General features: G+C 69.4%; 18 protein-coding genes. 13 read left to right on the forward strand and 5 right to left on the reverse strand.

Annotation, left to right across the window (positions count from 1 at the left end):
- The first annotated feature begins 5 nt into the window (after nucleotides 1–5).
- Complete coding sequence (locus OCL97_RS02725) at nucleotides 6–1136, forward strand: alpha-D-ribose 1-methylphosphonate 5-triphosphate diphosphatase (RefSeq protein WP_377367378.1); 1131 nt, start codon at nucleotides 6–8, stop codon at nucleotides 1134–1136.
- A gap of 6 nt (nucleotides 1137–1142) precedes the next feature.
- Nucleotides 1143–1862: an endonuclease/exonuclease/phosphatase family protein gene (locus OCL97_RS02730; protein WP_377367380.1), complete on the forward strand. Its 720-nt coding sequence runs from the start codon at nucleotides 1143–1145 to the stop codon at nucleotides 1860–1862.
- A gap of 83 nt (nucleotides 1863–1945) precedes the next feature.
- Here OCL97_RS02730 and OCL97_RS02735 read toward each other — a convergent pair whose 3' ends face one another.
- The 3 genes from OCL97_RS02735 to OCL97_RS02745 form a co-directional block, all read right to left on the reverse strand.
- On the reverse strand, nucleotides 1946–4642 hold the full coding sequence (locus OCL97_RS02735) for a TonB-dependent receptor (protein ID WP_377367382.1): 2697 nt from the start codon (nucleotides 4640–4642) through the stop codon (nucleotides 1946–1948).
- A gap of 121 nt (nucleotides 4643–4763) precedes the next feature.
- Nucleotides 4764–5057, reverse strand: coding sequence for an antibiotic biosynthesis monooxygenase (locus OCL97_RS02740; RefSeq protein ID WP_377367384.1), 294 nt, complete (start codon nucleotides 5055–5057; stop codon nucleotides 4764–4766).
- Nucleotides 5050–5868 (reverse strand): dienelactone hydrolase family protein, encoded by an 819-nt coding sequence (locus OCL97_RS02745; RefSeq protein ID WP_377367385.1) that lies wholly within the window; start codon nucleotides 5866–5868, stop codon nucleotides 5050–5052. Before OCL97_RS02745 ends, OCL97_RS02740 begins: the two co-directional genes overlap by 8 nt.
- A gap of 96 nt (nucleotides 5869–5964) precedes the next feature.
- Here OCL97_RS02745 and OCL97_RS02750 point away from each other — a divergent pair, with 96 nt between their 5' ends.
- Nucleotides 5965–6894 carry a GlxA family transcriptional regulator gene (locus OCL97_RS02750; protein WP_377367387.1) on the forward strand — a complete coding sequence of 310 codons (930 nt, stop codon included), beginning with the start codon at nucleotides 5965–5967 and terminating at the stop codon, nucleotides 6892–6894.
- A gap of 36 nt (nucleotides 6895–6930) precedes the next feature.
- Here OCL97_RS02750 and OCL97_RS02755 read toward each other — a convergent pair whose 3' ends face one another.
- Nucleotides 6931–7863: a formylglycine-generating enzyme family protein gene (locus OCL97_RS02755; RefSeq protein WP_377367389.1), complete on the reverse strand. Its 933-nt coding sequence runs from the start codon at nucleotides 7861–7863 to the stop codon at nucleotides 6931–6933.
- Between the two features lie 84 nt (nucleotides 7864–7947).
- On the opposite strand from OCL97_RS02755, the gene OCL97_RS02760 reads away from it, so the two are divergent.
- The 5 genes from OCL97_RS02760 (at nucleotide 7948) to OCL97_RS02780 (ending at nucleotide 13383) form a co-directional block, all read left to right on the forward strand.
- On the forward strand, nucleotides 7948–8667 hold the full coding sequence (locus OCL97_RS02760) for a class I SAM-dependent methyltransferase (RefSeq protein WP_377367391.1): 720 nt from the start codon (nucleotides 7948–7950) through the stop codon (nucleotides 8665–8667).
- A gap of 7 nt (nucleotides 8668–8674) precedes the next feature.
- On the forward strand, nucleotides 8675–10279 hold the full coding sequence (locus OCL97_RS02765) for a GMC family oxidoreductase (protein WP_377367393.1): 1605 nt from the start codon (nucleotides 8675–8677) through the stop codon (nucleotides 10277–10279).
- Nucleotides 10276–11217, forward strand: coding sequence for an alginate O-acetyltransferase AlgX-related protein (locus OCL97_RS02770; RefSeq protein ID WP_377367395.1), 942 nt, complete (start codon nucleotides 10276–10278; stop codon nucleotides 11215–11217). Before OCL97_RS02765 ends, OCL97_RS02770 begins: the two co-directional genes overlap by 4 nt.
- Before the next feature lie 85 nt (nucleotides 11218–11302).
- Nucleotides 11303–12439 carry a zinc-binding dehydrogenase gene (locus OCL97_RS02775; RefSeq protein WP_377367397.1) on the forward strand — a complete coding sequence of 379 codons (1137 nt, stop codon included), beginning with the start codon at nucleotides 11303–11305 and terminating at the stop codon, nucleotides 12437–12439.
- A 2-nt stretch (nucleotides 12440–12441) separates the two neighbouring features.
- Nucleotides 12442–13383, forward strand: a complete 942-nt coding sequence (locus tag OCL97_RS02780; RefSeq protein WP_377367399.1) for a retroviral-like aspartic protease family protein — start codon at nucleotides 12442–12444, stop codon at nucleotides 13381–13383.
- Here the strand turns inward: OCL97_RS02780 and OCL97_RS02785 are convergent.
- Nucleotides 13380–13904 carry a GNAT family N-acetyltransferase gene (locus tag OCL97_RS02785; protein WP_377367401.1) on the reverse strand — a complete coding sequence of 175 codons (525 nt, stop codon included), beginning with the start codon at nucleotides 13902–13904 and terminating at the stop codon, nucleotides 13380–13382. The genes OCL97_RS02780 and OCL97_RS02785 overlap by 4 nt on opposite strands.
- Nucleotides 13905–14081: 177 nt before the next feature.
- Here OCL97_RS02785 and OCL97_RS02790 point away from each other — a divergent pair, with 177 nt between their 5' ends.
- The 5 genes from OCL97_RS02790 to OCL97_RS02810 all read left to right on the forward strand — a co-directional run bounded on the left by OCL97_RS02790 (nucleotide 14082) and on the right by OCL97_RS02810 (nucleotide 18729).
- On the forward strand, nucleotides 14082–15011 hold the full coding sequence (locus OCL97_RS02790) for a response regulator (protein ID WP_377367403.1): 930 nt from the start codon (nucleotides 14082–14084) through the stop codon (nucleotides 15009–15011).
- A 19-nt stretch (nucleotides 15012–15030) separates the two neighbouring features.
- Nucleotides 15031–15525, forward strand: a complete 495-nt coding sequence (locus OCL97_RS02795) for a GAF domain-containing protein (RefSeq protein ID WP_377367405.1) — start codon at nucleotides 15031–15033, stop codon at nucleotides 15523–15525.
- 207 nt (nucleotides 15526–15732) lie between these two features.
- A complete protein-coding gene (locus tag OCL97_RS02800) occupies nucleotides 15733–16875 on the forward strand; it encodes a GNAT family N-acetyltransferase (protein WP_377367407.1) in 1143 nt (380 codons plus the stop codon).
- Nucleotides 16876–16879: 4 nt separating this feature from the next.
- Nucleotides 16880–17815: a glycosyltransferase family 2 protein gene (locus tag OCL97_RS02805; RefSeq protein ID WP_377367409.1), complete on the forward strand. Its 936-nt coding sequence runs from the start codon at nucleotides 16880–16882 to the stop codon at nucleotides 17813–17815.
- The gene (locus tag OCL97_RS02810; RefSeq protein ID WP_377367411.1) at nucleotides 17812–18729 is read left to right on the forward strand and encodes a hypothetical protein; all 918 of its coding nucleotides are present in this window, start codon (nucleotides 17812–17814) and stop codon (nucleotides 18727–18729) included. Before OCL97_RS02805 ends, OCL97_RS02810 begins: the two co-directional genes overlap by 4 nt.
- Nucleotides 18730–18797: the final 68 nt, after the last annotated feature.

Below are 18797 nucleotides of genomic sequence, written 5' to 3' on the forward strand. Positions count from 1 at the left end.
CCGCCGTGGAGTTCGCGTTCAAAAACGCCCAGGTCGTCACTGCCGACGACTCGTTCCTGGGCTCGGTCCTGGTGCGTGACGGCAAGATCGTCGCGGTGGACCGCGGCGGCTCCGTGGGGGAGGACCTCGCGGGCGACGTCCTGATGCCGGGCGTGATCGACCTGCACACCGACAATCTGGAAAAGCACTTCTTTCCCCGGCCCAACATCGACTGGAACCCCATCTCGGCGGCGGTGACCCATGACGGCTGCTGCCTGTCGGTGGGGGTGACCACGGTGTTCGACAGCCTGAGCATCGGCACGTTCAATCCGTCGGTGGCGCGCAACCACGACAATCTGCCCCGGCTGGCCAACGGCCTGCTGGCCGCCCGCGACGCCGGCATGCTGAAGGCCGATCATCGCCTGCACTGGCGCTGCGAAACCCCGGCCGATGACCTTCCGGCGCGGCTGGAGCAGTTGGCGAGCCATCCCCTGACCTCGCTGTTCTCCCTGATGGACCACACGCCGGGGCAGCGGCAGTACCGCAACATCGAGAAGCACCTGGCCAACTGGAGCGCCAACGGCATGTCCGTTCAGGACATCGACGAGCGCCTGGCCGGCATCCGCGATCGTCAGGGCCGCAACGCCGCCAACAACCGCCGCCTGGTGGCCGACCTGGCCAAGTCGCGGGGCATACCCCTGGCCAGCCACGATGACGAAGACGTCGAACATGTCGACGAGGCCGCCGACCTGGGCGCCACCGTCTCAGAATTCCCCGTGACCATCGAGGCCGCCCGGCGCGCCAAGGAACGCGGCATGGTGGTGGTGATGGGCGGCCCCAACCTCATGCGGGGCGGCTCCTATTCGGGCAATGTCCCGGCCTCGGAGCTGGCCGACGCGGGCCTGCTCGACGCCTTCGCTTCCGACTATGTACCGCGCAGCCTGATCGAGTGCGCTTTCGCGCTGACGGCCGCGCCCTTCGGCTGGAGTCTGGCCCGGGCCGTCGCGGTCGTGACCGAGGCTCCGGCCCGCGCGGCCCAGCTCACCGATCGCGGGACCATCACGACCGGCGCGCGCGCCGACCTGGTGCGGGTCAACACCCGCGGTGGCCTGCCGGTCGTGCGCGGCGTCTGGGTCGAGGGGCAGCGCGCCGCCTGACGCCTCGTGCGTATCGTCACCCTCAACACCTGGAAGAACGAGGGGGACTACCGCCGCCGCCTGCAGCTGATGGGCGACGGATTGCGGGAATTGGCGCCTGACGTCGTCTGCCTGCAGGAGTGCTTCGCCGCGGAAGGTTTCGACACCGCCGGCTGGTTGGCGGCGGAACTGGGCCTCGTCGCCCACCAGGCTCCGTCTCGACGCAAGGTCCGCGCGCACCAAGGCCGCGACCTCGACAGCAGCTCGGGCCTGGCGATCCTGGCCCGGGCGCAGGGCGTCGCCGACCGCCTGGACCTGGCCAGCCATCCCGCCGACGGCGACCGCATCGCCCAGCGCCTGGACCTGGAGGTCGAGGGCCGGCCGCTGCGCATTCTCAACCTGCACCTGGCTCACCTGCGCGGCGCCGATGGGCTGCGTGCGCGGCAACTAGCCGAGGCCCTGGCCTGGGCCGGCGAGGGACTGACGGGCGGGCTGGTGGTGGCGGGCGACCTCAACGCACAGGCCGCCGACGCGGCTCTGGCGCCTCTGGGGCTGGATCCGCGCCCCGGCACCCTGCAGGGCGCGCGGGTCGGCGACACGCCCGTGGGCCTGACGGCGATCGACCATTGCGTGCTGCACCGACCGGGCCCTTGGCGCGAGGTCGCCGCTCTCCGCGGTCTCGACACCCCCGACGCCGAGGGCTGGTATCCCAGCGACCACGCCGCCGTCGGCCTGGATCTGGCCTGACCCAAAGAAAAACGCTCCCGCACTGGGATGCGGAAGCGTGAAGTCTTCAGCCGGACGCCGCGGAGGGCGCCCGGCCGTGGGGATTAGAAGCTGGCGCGGACGCCGAAGAGGTACTTGCGGCCGAAGCCTTCGACTTCGTAGGGCCGGTGTTCCTGGCCCTGGTAGCGCACGCCCCGCTCATCGGTGAGGTTGTTGGCGTCGATGAACAGCGAGACGTAGGGGTTGATCTCGTAGCGGATTGAGAGATCGAGCCGCGTGGTTTCGTCCCAGTAAAGGTTGGCGTTGGCCGCGCTGCCGCTGGGGAACACCTCGTCAAGCCAGTCGGTGCGGTACTGGTAGGTGAGGCGGGTCGACAGGCCGTACTTCTCATAGAACAGCGTGGCGCCCAGGATCCGGTCTGAGGTGCCCGGGAACTTCACCGTGGAGCCGTCGGGGGTTTCGAAGTCGCCCTTGGTGAAGGACGCGCTGCCCTGGAAGCCGAAGCCCGAAGTCCAGCCCGGCAGGAAGGTCCAGGGCTGGTAGTAGACGAACTCGATCCCGCTCAGGTTGCCCTCGCCGCCGTTCAGGGTGGTGGTGAGGGTGTAGGCGCTGCGGTCGACCCCGCCGAAGTCGTAGCTGTCGTCGCCCACGATCTTGGAGGCGTCAAACAGCACATCCTTGACGTTGCGGTAGTAGGCGCTGACCGCCAGCAATGAGGCCGGCGCGAAGTACCACTCCGCCGAACCGTCGAAGCCGTAGGCGGTCTCAGGCGCCGCGAAGGGGTTGCCGCCGCTGATCGTCTGGGCGGAGTCGCTGATGCTGACGGTGGCCGAGAGATCGGACATGCTGGGCCGCGCCTGGCCGGTGATGAAGGCGGCGCGCAGCTTCAGGTCGTCTGAATAGTCGAAGGTGTAGTGCAGGCTCGGGAAGTACTGGGTCTCTTCCGAAGAGAAGGAGAGCGGGACAAGCGTGCCGCCGAGGGCGGCCCGGCCCTGGGTCTCCAGTTCGGTGCGTTCAAGACGCAGGCCGGCGATCAGGGTGTGGCGGTCCCACTTCCAGCGGTTCATGGCGTAGGCCGAGGCCACCGTCTCATCGACCGTATTGGCCGAGCGCGGGTCGAAGTCATAGACCGCGAAGTTGCCCGTGCCCGCCTTGTTGGCCGCGCGCGCCGCCGCCATCAGCACGTCGAGCTGCTGACGCATGGCCTTGTTGTGCATGTAGGAGACGGTGTAGCCGAAGTCGAAGTTGGTATCCCAGGGGTTGGCCGTCACGAAGGCGTTGGCGTTCCACGGCAGGCCCAGGGTGTTGGCGACATTGCGCAGGTTGAAGCCGTTGCGATTGGCGGTCACCACCGTGCCGTCCGGGCGCACCAGGGCGACGTTGGCGCCCTCCTGGCTGCGGTCGTCGTACTGGAAGCCGGCGCTGAAGGTCGCCTCGGCGCCGAAGCTCTCCCAGTCGCGGGTGATGTCACCCTTGGCGGTGACAGCTTGGGTCTCCTGGCGATAGCTGGACTCGGTGGCGAACTCCTCGGGGAAGAAGAGCTGGTTCAAGGCGGTCCGCTGCGGCCCCCGGGTCAGGACGCCGCCGACGCTGACGGTGTCATAGAGGGTCGAGTGGGGGATGCCGCCCGGCAGGGCGTTGACGTCAAGGTGCAGGGACGGCAGCAGGGCGGCGTTGGTCGCGCCGGGCGCGCCAAGCGCCGTCGAGGTCTGGCGGGTGATCAGCGGAATGTCGCCGTTGAACTCGGTCTCGGTGTAGGCGAGGTCCCAGTTGGCCTTCCAGGCGTTGATCTCGTGTTCGCCGTGCAGGACGGTGAGCTTCACGCCGTTGGAGAAGGTGCCGAACTCGAACTGGGAGTCGACCGGCACGCCCACCAGGTCGGCGGTCTGGAAGTTACGCGTGCCGGAGAAGGCGTTGCTGTACTGGAAGCGGTACTGGTTGCGCTCCTCGAAGTCGTTGAACTCGGTCTTCAGGTGGGTCAGCGAGAAGCGGTTGTTGTCATCCGGCCGGTACTCGACCCGCCCCGAATAGGATTCGGTCTGCCGGGTGATGATGTACTTGGTGATCCGCAGCTGGGTGATGCCCAGGGCGTCGAACCGCGGCTCGGAATTGTCGGTGTGTTGCTCGAAGGAGTAGTGCGAGCCGATCAGGCTGACGCCCCAGGTGTCGTTGGCCCAGGACAGGCGGCCGGAATACTGCTCAACCGGGCCGTCACCCATGTCCACGAAGCCGCCGCCGACGTCGAAGGAGCCGTGGAAGCCGGGGTTGTCCATCGGCGAGTAGGTGCGGATGTTCACGCGGCCCGCCAGAGACTCGGCCGGCATGCTGGGGAGCAGCGTCTTGTTCAGCACCACTTCGCTGATCTGGGCGGCGGGCACGGAGTCGAAGCGGAAGATGCGGTCCTCGGACCCCAGGACGTTGATGCCGTCGAGGGCGACGGTGGTCCAGCGGGTGGGCGCGCCGCGGATCTGGATGTAGCGCTCCTGGCCCTGGTCGCGCTGGACGCCGATGCCCGGCAGGCGCGCCAGGGCGCCGGCGGCCGTGGCGTCGGGGAAGCGGCCGATGGTGTCGGCGGCGATGACGTTGACGACGTTGTCGGCTTCCTTCTGGATCGCCAGGGACTTCTCAAGGCTTTCGCGGATCGGGGCCGTGACCACCAACTCCGAAACCTCGCCGGCGTCCGCAGCGTCCGCCGCCGCCTCCGCCGCCAGCGCCGGCGATACGCCGGCCAAAGTGATGACGAGTACCGATAGCGCCGCGCCGCAAAGCGCGATCTCGCGATGGCTGTTCCGAGATTTCATGTTGACCCCTCCGATGAGGAGGGCAGCTCTAGGAGGCCACGGATTCGGTTAGGTCACGCTGGCGAGAAACATTGGTGATTGTGCCGCAATTTGTTGGACGCCGACCGGCGGTGAGGCGGCGCTAGAGATTTCCCTGGGCGAGCTGGTCGAGATAGAGGAACACCGGCGCGCGGACCCCGGCCCTGCGGCGGATCTCCACCAGGGCGGCGGACTCAAAGAAGGTCCGGGCGTTGTCCAGACTGCGCCACCTCGAGAAGTGGACGATGCGGTTGGCGTCGTCGTCATGGCGCAGCACCTGGAAACTCAGCTCGCCGGCGGCCTTCCGGAGATCGGCCGCCGCGTCGAACACGGCCTTCCACGCGGGGTAGTCCTCGACCTCATGGAGGATCAGCACATGGGGGGCGGCGTCAGGCATCCAGCCTCCGGTGGAAGAAGGCGAGGATCTCGTCGCGGGCGGCCAGGGTGGGCTGGCCCGCCTCGTCGATGAGGTGGGCGGTGACCACGCTGTGGGGAAAGGCGACGTGGCGCTGGAAGAAGGGCGGCGGGTTCTGGTGGGCGGCGCTGTCGGGGAGGGTGCGGCTGACGAACCGGTCGCCGAGCGCCTGGGAGAGGGCGGCGAACCGCTGCGCCCGGCAGACCTGGTCGCCCGCAAAGCGGTAGCCGAGCACGGTGAGGTCCTCGCGCTTGAGGCGTTCGTGGACGGCGGCGAGGTCTCCTGGCGCGATGTCCAGGCCGGCGGGATCGTCCAGGGGCAGGGAGGGCTGCGACAGCACCGGGGCCAGGACCGCGGCCTCCAGCATCATGGTCAGGGCGAAATTGCCCGTGAAGCACATGCCGATGGCGCCCACGCCCGGCCCGCCGCAGTCGGCGTGGGCCTGTCGCGCCAGGGCCCGGAGCCAGGTGGTGACGGGGGCCGAGGCGCCGGCGCCGAAGGCCCGGAACTCCGCGCTGACACAGGCCCGCCGGAACACCGCCGCTCCCTCGTCAGCGTTGGGCAGCGCCCCGTCCCGGCCGAACAGGGACGGCATGTAGACGGTGAAGCCGGCCTCCCGGACCCAACGGGCGAAGCGGGCGACGTGGGGGCTGATACCCGGCATCTCGGTCATGACGATGACCGCCGGGCCGGTTCCGGCGATGTGGACGACCTTGGTCACCCCATCGAGGGTGACGGGGCGGGGCTGGAAGTCGGCCAGGGGGTCGTCCTGGGTCAGGGGCTGGGGCGGCATGGATGAACCTGGTGGTGGCTGCGGATGGATGAGGTTTGCCTGGCCAGGTCGGTGGCGATAGAGTCTAATTCGACACTTTTCAGGGAGAATTCGCCAATGATGCGGGTTGTGGTCCTGGCGCTGCCGGGCGGGCTGGCCTCCAGCCTGGCCATCACCCTCGACGCCCTGGAGACCGCCAATCAGGTGAGCCTGGGCGGCGGTCGGCAGGCGCCGTTCGAGGTCACCACACTGAGGCCGGACCGGGGAGCGCCGCCCGGGCTCGGACGCGGTGACCTGTTGATCGCACCGGGGCTGGGGACCCGCTCCGAAGCGGAGCTGATCGCCGGCCTGGCCACTCCGGCCGTCCGTCGCGCCGCCAGGATCGCGGCGGACGCCCATGCGGCGGGAGCCTCGGTGGCGGCCTCCTGCGCCAGCACCTTCATCCTGGCGCAGGCGGGATTGCTGTCGGGCCGGCGGGCGACCACCACCTGGTGGCTGGCGCCGGTCTTCCGCCGGATGCACCCGGATGTCGACCTGGCTCCCGACCAGATCGTCGTCGCCGACTGGCCGATCGCCACCGCCGGCGCGGCCATGGCGCAGATGGACCTGATGCTGGCGATCATCGCCAAGTTCGCCAGCCCCGGCCTGTCGGAGGCCTGCGCCCGCTACCTCCTGCTGGACCAGCGCCGCTCCCAGGCGCCCTACATGGCGGTGAGCTTCCTGGCGGGTCAGGACGCGCAGATCGCCCGGGCGGAGGCCTGGGCGCGGGAGCATATCGCGCGCGATTTCAGCATGGACGAACTAGCCGCCTCTGCGGGGCTGGCGCCGCGCACCTTCGCGCGACGCCTGGCCTCGGTCTGCGGCCTGTCGCCGGTGAAGTTCGCCCAGCGCATCCGGATGGAGGCCGCCGAGCGCCTGCTGGAGACCACCCGCCTGCCGGTGGACGAGGTGGCGCGCCGGGTGGGCTACGCCGAGCCCTCGACCCTGCGCCGCCTGATCCGCCGCGAGGCGCGGCGCTCGCCGGCGGAGCTTCGGCGGCCGGGGTAGATCCGCCGCCAACCACCTGCGACGAGGGCGCGTTGATCAGGGCCTGACCACGCAGCGGAAGCCGACATGGGAGGTGGAGCTGTCGATGCTCTGGGCATGCCGCGCGGCTGGCCGATAGCGCCGACAATAGGAGGGGGCGCAGAGGTGGGAGCCGCCCTTCAAAACCTTGCGGGGTATGGTGGGAGCGTCGGGATCGAAGCTCTCCGCCGGGTCCGCGCAGCAGGCCGACATTGGCCGACATGTGACCGTCCAGGTGTCGCGCGTCCACTCCCAGACATTGCCGATCATGTCGACGAGACCGTAGCCATTGGCCGGGAAGCTCCCGACCTTGGAGGTCCGGAACCGGCCGTTGGGCTTGAGGCTCTGATGGGGGAACGGGCCCTGCCAGGTGTTGGCCATGAGCCTGCCCTTGGGGCTGAGCTCGTCGCCCCAGGCGAACTCGGTGTCCGCCCCACCGCCGCGGGCGGCGAACTCCCACTCGGCCTCGGTGGGCAGGTCGGCGCCGGCCCAGGCGGCATAGGCCTCGACGTCGGTCCAGGCGACATGGACGACGGGATGTTCCCAGAGCCCGGCAAGGCCGCTCTCGGGTCCCAACGGGTGGCGCCAGTCGGCGCCGGCCACATAGCGCCACCAGCCGCCGGGGTTGTCCAAGGGCACGGGGCCGGTGGGCGGGGTGAAGACCAGGGAGCCGGCCACCAGGGCCTCGGGCGGCGCGCCGGGATAGTCGGCCGGCTCAGGCGCGATCTCGGCGAAGGTGGTCCAGCCGGTTTCGCGGACGAAGCGGGCGAACTGGCGGTTGGTGACCGGGCCGGTGTCGATCCAGAACCCGTCCACGTGGGCGTCGCGGGCGGGCGCCTCCTCGGCATAGTGATGGTCCGAACCCATGCGGAAGGTCCCGCCGGCGATCCAGGTCATGCCGGGCCGCCGCGCGCCGGGGGCGATGGTTGGGCTGGGTCGGGTCTCTCGCATGGCCGCTCCCTGTCGCGCATTGTCACCACCGACGCCAAACCGTATCGCTCAAGGCGCGGGTCATGGCGACTCAGAGGATGGGGCATGGCTGATCACGAGGCGTGGTTCGCGGCCGGCGGCGGCATGGAGAGCGTGGCGGGGTTCATCTCGCCCCGGTCGGCGCGGGTCTTCTCCACCCTGCTGTCATGGCAGCTGCAGGCGGGCCTGCGGGGCTCGCTGGCCGAGATCGGCACCTATTACGGCAAGACCTTCGTCGGCATGGCGCTGGCGGCCGGCGAGGACAAGCTGGTGGGCGTCGATGTCTTCGAGGGCGACATCGCCCAGGTCCTGGTGGAGCACCTGAACCGCGTGGTCGCGCCCGAGACGGTGGCCAATGTCCGGTTCGCCAAGGCCGACTCCCGCACCATCGACCCGGCCGGCTGGGCGGGGCTGCTGGAGGCGCCGGCGCGCTTTGTCCACATCGATGGCGACCACGCCTATGAGGCCGTGTTCAACGACATCCAGCTGGCGGCGAGCTTCCTGGTGGACGGCGCCGTCGTGGTGATCGACGACTACCTGCACGACTGGTTTCCGGACGTGACCGAGGGGATCATCGACAGCCTGCGCCAGGCGCCCAACCTCTATCCCGTGGCGGTGATCCCGCGCTCGGGACCGCTGATGGGCGGCGGCACCAAGCTGGTCTGCACCACGCAGCACGCCGTGGAGCCCTGCTTCCGGCTGATCCAGGCGACCCTGCCGGAGCTGACCTTCCGCGCCGCGCGGATCGCCGACCGCCAGGCCCGCGCCTTCATGAACTACGACTAGCGCCTAGATGGAGCGGTTCGACTACATCATCGTCGGCGGCGGTTCGGCCGGCTGCGTGCTGGCCAACCGGCTGTCGGCCGATCCGAAAACGCGGGTCCTGGTGCTGGAGGCCGGGGGCAAGGACGACTGGATCTGGTTCCACATCCCGGTGGGCTACCTGTTTTCCATCGGCAATCCGCGCGCCGACTGGATGTTCGAGACCCAGGCCATTCCGGGTCTGGCGGGCCGCAAGCTGGCCTATCCGCGCGGCAAGGTGATCGGCGGGTCCTCGGCCATCAACGCCATGATCTACATGCGCGGCCAGGCCGCCGACTATGACGGCTGGCGGCAGAGGGGACTGGCGGGCTGGGGCTGGGAGGATGTCCTGCCGCTGTTCCTGGCCCAGGAGGACCACATCGCCCCGGTCGGCGACCACCACCGCAGCGGTGGCGAGTGGCGGGTGGAGCACCCGCGCATGCGCTGGGGCGTGCTGGACGCCTTCTCGGCCGCCGCCGAAATGGCGGGCATCCCCGTGGTGGCGGACTTCAACGGCGGTGACAATGAGGGCGTCGGCTATTTCCAGGTGAACCAGAAGGCCGGGCGGCGCTGGAGCGCGGCCCGGGGGTTTCTCAAGCCCGTGCTGACCCGGCCGAACCTGAAGCTGGTGACCGGGGCCCAGGTGAGCCGGGTGATCATCGAGGAGGGCCGCGCGGTGGGGGTGGCCTGGACGCAAGGGGGCGAGGCCTTTGAGGCGCGCGCCGACGGCGAGGTGGTGCTGGCCGCGGGCGCGGTGGGGACGCCGCAGATCCTGGAGCTGTCGGGGATCGGCGATGGCGGCCGGCTTTCAGCGCTGGGCGTAGAGACCGCGCGGCACCTGCCCGGCGTGGGGGAGAACCTGCAGGACCACCTGCAGATCCGGCCCTATTACGGCGTCACCGGCGTCCCCACCATGAACGAGCTCTATGCCTCCTGGTGGCGGCGGCCGCTGATGGCGGCGGAATACGCCCTGTTCCGCAAGGGGCCGATGTCGATGGCGCCGTCACAGCTGGGCGCCTTCGCCAGATCCTCGCCCGAGCAGGCGACGCCCAACCTGCAGTTCCACGTCCAACCCCTGTCACTGGAGCGGTTCGGGGAGGCGCTGCACGTGGCGCCGGCGATCACGGTCAGCGTCTGCAACCTGCGTCCCGCCAGCCGGGGCTCGATCCATGCGGCCAGCGCCGATCCGCGTGAGGCCCCGCTGATCCAGCCCAACTACCTCTCGACGGCTGAGGACGAGCGGGTGGCGGTGGACGCCATGCGCCTGGTCCGGGAGATCGTCGCCCAGCCGCCCCTGGCGCGGTTCTCGCCGGTGGAGCGCCGACCCGGGGCCGAGGCGCAAACCGACGACGAGCTGCTGGCGGCGGCCCGGACCCTGGGGACCACGATCTTCCATCCCGTGGGGACGGCGAAGATGGGCCTGGAGAGCGACCCCGGCGCGGTAGTGGACGCCCGCCTGCGGGTGCACGGGGTCCGCGCCTTGCGCATCGCCGACGCCTCGGTGATGCCGACCATCACCTCGGGCAACACCAACTCTCCCACCATGATGATCGCCGAGAAGGCGGCGCGGATGATGGTGGAGGATGTGCGCCGATGACGACGGTGGAGCGCCTACGGCTGGCCGACATCCAGCGGATCGACGCCGAACATGACGCCGCTGCGGGGCCGGGGCATCCAGCCAGCGCGCTGAAGCTGGGGGCGCTGTCTCCAGGTGGGACGGCGGTCGCCGGGTCCGACGGCCACCTGTTCATCCGCGATGGCGGCAACCGGTGGGAGCAGCAGTATCTTGGCGAGATCACCATCGTCGAGGCTTGGCGCAAGAACTGGCGCTACATCCTGGGGACACGTCAGCAGGGCGCCCGCGATCGCGGCCTGGAGCTCTGGAACGTCATCGTTCCGGACAAGCAGGTGCTGTTGTCCGACAAGCGGTGGCCGCCGAACGGCGACGCCGGCGGAAAGCGGCCGATCCGCTTCCTGCAGGAGGGGCTGCCGGCTATGGCGCGGCTGCTCTATCCGGAAGCGGAACTGCGGGCTGGCGCGTCGGCGGCGCCCATGTATTTCCGGCACAATTCCCACTGGACGGCGTCGGGGTGCTGCGCCGCCGCCGAGGTGGTGCTGGCCGCGATCGCACCCATGATCCGGTTGGGGGACATGGAGCTGGCAGGGCGATGCGTGCGAGCAAGCCAGGACCTGACCGATCACTTCTTCGATCCGGCGCCGGAGGAGGACCTGCTGAAGTTGCTGCCGGTGGGGGAGGTGGTGTTCGACAATCGCCACCTGGAGCTGACGGGCAAGCACATCGGAAACATCTATGTCGTCGAGAACCCGCAGGCTCCCGATCCGCGGCGGTTGATCCTGTTCGGCGACAGCTGCGCCTATGAGTATGGCCTGGCCGCCGTGCTCTCGGCGGTCTTCGCGCGGGTGGCCTTCGTGTGGTCGAACGCGGTGGACTGGGACATGGTGGCGGAGCATCGCGCGGACCTGGTGCTGTGCGAGAGCGTGGAACGGTACATCGCCACCCTGCCGAAAGCTTGAGAACAGGGCTCGCATCGTTTGCTCCGGCCCCCTAAGTGAAGACCAGACGCGCGATCGACGCGAAAATGACGGATGGGAACCTAGGATGAGCAACGAAACTCAAGGGCTGGAGCTGCGCTCCCTGGTGAAGTCGAGCGGCGAGCTGGAGCTGTCCCTGGCGACCGTCTCGCACCCCGATCCCGGCCCCGACGAGATCCTGGTCCGGGTCCAGGCCTCGCCGATCAATCCTTCCGACCTTGGCCTGCTGCTAGGTCCCATCGATGTCGCCCAGGCCAAGATGTCGGGCCCGGCCGACCGGCCGGTGACGACCGCGCCCATTCAGCCAAATTTCATGCGCGCCATGGGCGGCCGGGCCGATGAATCCATGCCGGTGGGCAACGAAGGCGCGGGCGAGGTGATCAAGGCCGGCGCCAATGCGCAACACCTGCTGGGCAAGACCGTCGCCATGCTGGGCGGGGCGATGTACGCCCAGTACCGCCTGCTGAAGGCCGCTGACGTTCTGGTGCTGCCGGCCGGCGCCACCGCCGCCGACGGCGCCTCCTGCTTCGTCAATCCGCTGACCGCCCTGGGCATGGTGGAGACCATGAGGATGGAGGGCCACAAGGCCCTGGTGCACACCGCCGCGGCGTCCAACCTGGGCCAGATGCTGAACAAGGTCTGCATCAAGGACGGCGTCGACCTGGTGAACATCGTCCGCAGCCCCGAGCAGGCCAAGATCCTGACCGACATCGGCGCCAAGTACGTGGTGGACTCCACCGCGCCGGACTTCATGGAAGAGCTGATCAAGGCGCTGGCCGCCACCGGCGCGACCCTGGCCTTCGACGCCATCGGCGGCGGCAAGCTGGCCGGCCAGATCCTCAGCGGCATGGAAGTCGCCGCCAACATGACGGCCAAGACCTACAGCCGCTACGGGTCGACCACCTACAAGCAGGTCTACATCTATGGCGGCCTGAACACCTCGCCCACCGAGCTGAACCGGTCCTTCGGCATGTCCTGGGGCCTGGGCGGCTGGCTGCTGACGCCGTTCCTGATGAAGATCGGCGCCGAGGCGGCCGGCAAGCTGCGCCAGCGGGTGCTGGACGAGCTGAAGACCACCTTCGCCAGCCACTATTCCCATGAGATCTCGCTGGCCGAGGTCCTGAACCCTGAGATCATGGCCGGCTACAATCGCCGCGCCACCGGCGAGAAGTACCTGATCAACCCGAGCAAGGGCCTGTCCTAGCGATGGATGAGGGGCTGACGCGGCGCGGTGCGGCCTCCGCGCTGGGCGGCGCCCTGCTGATGGGCGGAGGTCTGGCGCAGGCCCAGACCCCGCCCGCGGCGGCCCCGGCGATCACGCCGGACGACCAGGCGACGCTCGAGCCCACCCAGGTCGCCAGCGGCAAGGACGCGTTCGCCCGCATCACCGTGCCGGTGACGATCAATGGCCTGGGCCCCTTCGACTTCATGGTGGACACCGGGGCCAACCGCTCCTGCATCTCCACGACCCTGGCCGCCCGGCTGGCCCTGCCGGACGGGGGCAAGGTGGTGGTCAACACCATCGTCGGCCGGCGCACCCGCCAGAGCGTGCTGGTGGACCGCCTGCAGGTGGGGAGCCGCGCGCAACGCCGCGTGAAGGTGCCGGTCCTGCCCTTCGTGGGCACCAATATCGAGGGCCTGCTGGCGGTGGACTGGCTGCGCGGCCAACGCCTGGTGCTCAACATGGCGGAGAAGCACGTCGCCATCACCAGTTCTCGCCGCGACGTCAGCACTCAGAAGCGCGTGGTGGTGCCGGCCCGCAAGCGCATCGGCCAGTTGACCATCGTCGACGCCGACATGGGCGCCAAGCCGATCAGCTGCATGATCGATTCCGGGGCCCAGCTCTCCATCGGCAATCCGACCCTTCGCAAGATGCTCGACCCTCGGATCGAGGGGAAGCTGGAGAAGGTGACCATGGTCTCGGTGACCGGGGAGACCTTTGTCGGCGACATGCTCTACCTGCCGTTCCTGCGCGTGGGCGGCGTGCAGATGGGCAATGTGCCGGTGGTGTTCGCCGACCTGTCGGTGTTCGGCCTCTGGGGCCTGGCCGACAAGCCGGCCCTGGTGTTGGGCATGGACTTGATGGCCGAGTTCACCGTGGTGTCCCTGGACTTCGGACGCTCCACCGTGACCTTCGAGATCGCCTAGAGGACCTTCTCCAGGACCACGAAGGCCAGGTCGTCCCGCAGCGGATCGCCGAAGCGGCGGTCGCCGTAGGGAAAGGGCCGCGTCTCCCCGGTGGGGTCGTAGCCGCGCCTTGCGTACCAGGCGATCAGGGTGTCGCGGATATTGACCACGGTCATGCGGATGCGGCGTGCGCCCTTGGCCTCGGCCACGGCCTCGGCGGCGTGCAGCAGGGTGCGGCCCAGGCGCCGCGCCTGGAGATCGGGGCGCACGGTGAGCATGCCGAGGTACATGACGCCGGTTTCGGCGGGCTCCAGCCAGACGGTTCCCAGCAGCGGCGTGTCAGGATCGTCGCGCCAGACGAAAAGGGCGGCGCCTGGGGTCTCGGCGAGGTCGCTCGTGAGGGTCGCGAGGTCGGTGCGCTGGCCCTCCAGATAGTCGGCCTCGGTGGTCCAGCCCTGGCGCGAGGTCTGGCCGCGATAGGCGGAGTTCACGAGATCGACGATGGCGGGCAGGTCGGCGGCGGTGGCGGGATATAGGGGCATGTATTCCTGTGGGCGCGAGGTTGTCGGCTGGAGGTCAGCGCGCGGCCGCACTATGGCGGCCTGACCGCCGACGGTCTCCGATAGCAGGGTCGACGACCCGACAATTCTTAGTCGGCATAAACCCGATCTCAACGCTCGCCGATCATGTTCGCCAGGGTTTGGGGATTTTCGGGGCCGATGAGTTCGCAACGACTGCTGCCTAGTGCGAATCTGAAGCCTGACGACCTGTCGGGCCTGAAGATCCTCGTGGTGGACGATCATTCCAACACCCTGCGCCTGATCACCGATGTGCTGCGGGCCGGCGGGGTGGGGGAGGTCTATACCGCCCCGGACGGCCATCGCGCCCGCGAGCTGCTGCGCCATCGCTGCCCCCACATCATCTTCACCGACTGGTCCATGCCGGTGATGGACGGGCTGGAGCTGGTCCGCTCGATCCGGCGCGCCGCCATCCATCCCGACACCATGGTGCCCAACCCCGAGGTCCCGGTGGTGATGGTCACCGGCCAGCGCAGCGAGCGCGACGTCCAGATCGCCCGCCTGGCCGGGGTCAATGAGTTCGTGATCAAGCCCTTCACGCCGGCCGCCCTGCTGTCGCGGATCCAGCTGGTGCTGAAGAAGCCCAGGCCCTTCATCATCAGCGAGGCCTATGTCGGCCCAGACCGCCGCCGGAAGGTGGAACTGAACTATTCCGGCCCCCTGCGCCGCACCTGCGATCCCGAAGAGGTCGCCGATGAGGTCGAACGCGAGATCGCCCGCGAAACCATCAGCGTCGAGCTGGAGGCCATGCGCCGCTTGATCACCGCCCGCGGCGGCGTGGATCGCGCCACCCTGCAGATGATCTACCGCGTCATGCAGCACACCACCTTCCGCGCCCGGCAGGTGCGAGACCGGACGGTCGAGCGCGCCTCTCAGTCGATGCTGGCCTATGTCGACGCCATGGGAGGCCCCGAGGCGTGCGACCCGGCGGTGATCGAGATCCACTTCGACGCCATCCGCAACCTGCTGGGCCAGGTGGAGATGGATCCCGTCGAGGCCGACCGGATCGCCCGGAACCTGGAGGCCGTCGTCTCCCGCAAGAGCGCCCGGCGTCTGGTGGCGGTGGGCTAGAAGCCTGTATACGGCTCCCATGGCCGAAGCTTTCAACGACCTGACCCTGCCCGAGGACAAGGCCGCCCGCTATGCGACGGTGGCGCAAGAGATCGCCTCTGTGCTGGAGGGCGAGCCCAACCGGACCGCGCGGATGGCCACCATCGCCGCCATGCTGGCCGCCAGCTTCGAGCACTACTTCTGGACCGGTTTCTATGTCGTCGATCCCGACCGGGACCGTGAGCTTGTGGTCGGCCCCTACCAGGGGACGCTCGGCTGCCTGCGGATCGCCTATGGCCGCGGGGTCTGCGGGACCGCCGCGGCGACCGGCCAGACCCAGCTTGTGCCCGACGTCCACGCCTTCCCCGGCCATATCGCCTGCGACGGAAGGTCGGCCAGCGAGGTGGTGGTTCCGGTGTTCGACCCCGCCGGAAACCTGATCGCCGTCTTCGATGTGGACGCCACCGAGCCGGCCGCGTTCGACGCCGTCGACGCCGCTTGGCTGGAGAAAATCTTGAAGGCCGCCTTCAGCTAGAGATGGTTAAGCTTTCGGTAAGGCTGAGCCTCAAAAACAATAAGCAATTACAATGTCTTGTGCGCGGCTGCGCCGTGCGCTTCGCCGCGCCCGTCGGCGGGCCCGGTCCAGTCGCCCCTGACGCGAAACGGCACACGTGCCAGGGCATGTAGATTGCAGCGTGCAGGTCCACCTTTCCCTAACCGGGACAAGCTAGGGCTTGAGACAATGTTGAGCGCAGAGACCTTTCACCCGAACGACCTGTCGGAGACCGACATCTCCACCTGGCGCATGCTGTGCGCCAGCCGGCCGGAGTTCGCCAATCCGCTGATGGGGCCTGACTTCGCCCTGGCGGTGGGCAAGGTTCGTCCCGACGCCCGGGTCACGGTCTGGCGCTGGCCGGGCCGCACGGCGGGGTTCCTGGCCTATCACCGGCGTCCGGGCAGCTATGCCCGGCCGATCGGCGCGCCGCTTTCCGACTATCATGGCCTGGTGGCCGAGCAGGGCCTGGACGCCGACGAGGCGATGGCCGTCGCTGGCCTGTCGGTCTACCGCTTCACCGGCCTGACCGATCCAAACCGCGCCTTCGCGGGCTGCGGCGTCGTGCAGCGCGAGAGTTTTGTGATCGAGCTGGAAACCACCGCCGAGGCCTATCTGGAGGCCCTGCGGGCGGCCAGCCCCAAGCGATTCAAGAACTATCGCCGGCTGGACCACAAGCTGGACCGCGAGGTCGGCGAGCTGTCGATCCGCGGCGCGGACCGCGACCAGGCCGCCTTCGACACCCTGCTGCGCTGGAAGCGCGAGCAACTGGCCCGCACCGGCGCCCACGGCTTCCTCAACGCCGACTGGACTCAGGGCTTGCTGCAGTCGCTGTTCGAGCGCCAGGCGGGCGATTTCCAGGGGCTGATGGTCAACCTCTATGCCAGAGACCGGCTGGTGGCGGGGCACTTCGGCGTCCGCCAGGGCGGGGTCTATCACCCCTGGATCGCCTCCACCGATCCGGAGCTGGCCGCCTGGTCGCCGGGGCAGGTGTTCCTGGGCCGGGCCATCGCGGCCATGCCGCAGATGGGCCTGACCACCTATGACCTCGGTCCCGGCCACGAGCACTACAAGCGGCCCTATGCGCTGACCACCCGGATGATCGGGGAGGGGGTCGCCACCGCCGCCAACCTCGGCGGCCGCGCGGCCCAGGTGTCGGAGCAGGCCTGGAGCCTGGCCGGCGCCCACGGCCAAGGGCCCGTGGGCCGGCTGCGCCGCCGGTTGGACATCATCGCCAGCAGCGAGCTCTCGTTCACCGGCCGCGCCCGGGGCCTGGCCCAGGCGATCGGCGCCCGCGTGCGGCGCCAGCCGGCCGACCTGGAGGCCGTCTGACCCCATGCCCGCCCCGCGCGTCAGCCTGATCATTCCCACCCAGCGGCGTCTGGACGGACTGGCCACGGCTGCGCGCTCCACCTTCGCCCAGGCCGGCGTCGATCCGGCGGTCCTGGAGCTGGTGGTGGTGGACAACGACCAGGTTCCCTCGGCTCAGGCGCTGATCCAGACCCTGGCGGCGGAAGCGCCGTTCCCGGTGGTCTATGTGCACGAGCCCGAACCCGGAGTGGCCAACGCCCGCAACGCCGCCATGGAAAAGGCCCAGGGCGCCTTCATCGCTTTCCTGGACGACGACGAGGAGGCCCCCGCCGGATGGCTGGCCGCGCTGCTGGCTGCCCAGGCGAAGTACGACGCCGACGTGGTGTTCGGACCCGTGCGTGGCCGCGCGCCCGCCGGCGTCGGCAAGCATCGCGCCTATCTGGAGTGGTTCTTCTCCCGGGTGGGCGACGGGCCGCGCGAGGGCGTGATCGACCATTACTATGGCTGCGGCGACAGCCTGATCCGCCGCGCCAGCCTGCCCGACCCCAAGGCGCCCTTCTCGGCCATTCGCAACCATATCGGGGGCGAGGACGATTTGCTGTTCGGCGGCATGCAGGCCAAGGGCGCGCGGTTCGCCTGGGCGCCCGACGCCTGGGTCTGGGAAGACCCCGTGCCCAGCCGCCTGACCCTGGACTACACGATCGCGCGCGCCTTCGCCTACGGGCAGGGACCTTCGGCCCACTGCGCCATCAGCAGCCCGCCCGACCGCCTGGGCGTGGCGCGCTGGATGGCGATCGGCGTGGCCCAGGCCGGCGTCTACGGCCTGATGGCGGGCCTGCAATGGCTGGTCCGCAGCCCGCGCTTCGCCTTCACCCTGGACCGCGCGGCCCGCGGCCTGGGCAAGACCCTGTGGTGGGGTCCCTTCAAGATTCACTTCTACGGCCTGAGGGCTCCGACATGAGCATCATCACCGACTGGACCCCCGAAAAGGGCGCCGCCTTCACCAGGTCGAACCTGGCCTTCGAGCACGGCCTCCATGAGCGGCCGATGTTCAACGACGAGGGCCTGGAGCAACTGCTGGACCGCTATCCGCGCGAGAAGCTGGGGGTCTTCACCATGGGCGAGGATCCCGTGGCCTGGACCACCTGGCGACGGGGCTCGGCCGGCGCCCTGTCGGGGTCCAAGCTGCTGGAGGCCGCGCAGTCGGGCCGCATCTGGCTGAACCTGCGGGAGACCAACCTGCACCTGCCGGAGTACGCCGCCCTGGGCGACGAGATCTTCGCCGAGAAGGCGGCCCACGTGCCGGGCCTGCGCGCCTTCAAGCGGGATCTGGGAATGCTGATCTCCTCGGCCAACGCCCAGGTCTTCTACCATCTGGACGTGCCCCTGGTGTCGCTGTGGCAGCTGCGCGGGCGCAAGCGGGTCTGGGTCTATCCGGTGGCCGACCCCTATGTGGGCGACGAGGCGCTGGAGAAGATCGTGCTGCGCGAGACCGCCGAGCAGTTCGCCTTCAATCCGGCCTGGGACGCGGGGGCGGAGGTTCACGACCTGACGCCCGGCAAGATGGTCACCTGGGCCCAAAACGCGCCGCACCGGATCGAGAACGGTCCGATGCTGAACGTCTCGCTCTCCATTGAATTCATGACCCCCCAGGCCCTGATGCGGGCCAATGTGATCTACGCCAACGGCGTCCTGCGTCGCCGGCTGGGAGCGCGGCGGCCGCGCATCCAAGAGGGGTTCACCCCCGGCGCGCTGGGCAAGTTGGCGGTGGCGCGCGGCGCCAAGGCGCTGAAGCTGCAGAAGCCGAACCCGCGAGTGCTGCCCACCAGCTTCAAGCTGGACGGCGAGCGGCTCGGCAGCCTGTTGCCGGTGTAGTCGCAGGCTTCCAGGCAGGCTGAACAACAGCACACGGCGCGCGTCAGATGGAGCCGCGCCGGGCCCCG

This window comes from Phenylobacterium ferrooxidans (assembly GCF_042714595.1).
GTDB classification, from domain to species: Bacteria; Pseudomonadota; Alphaproteobacteria; order Caulobacterales; family Caulobacteraceae; genus Phenylobacterium; species Phenylobacterium ferrooxidans.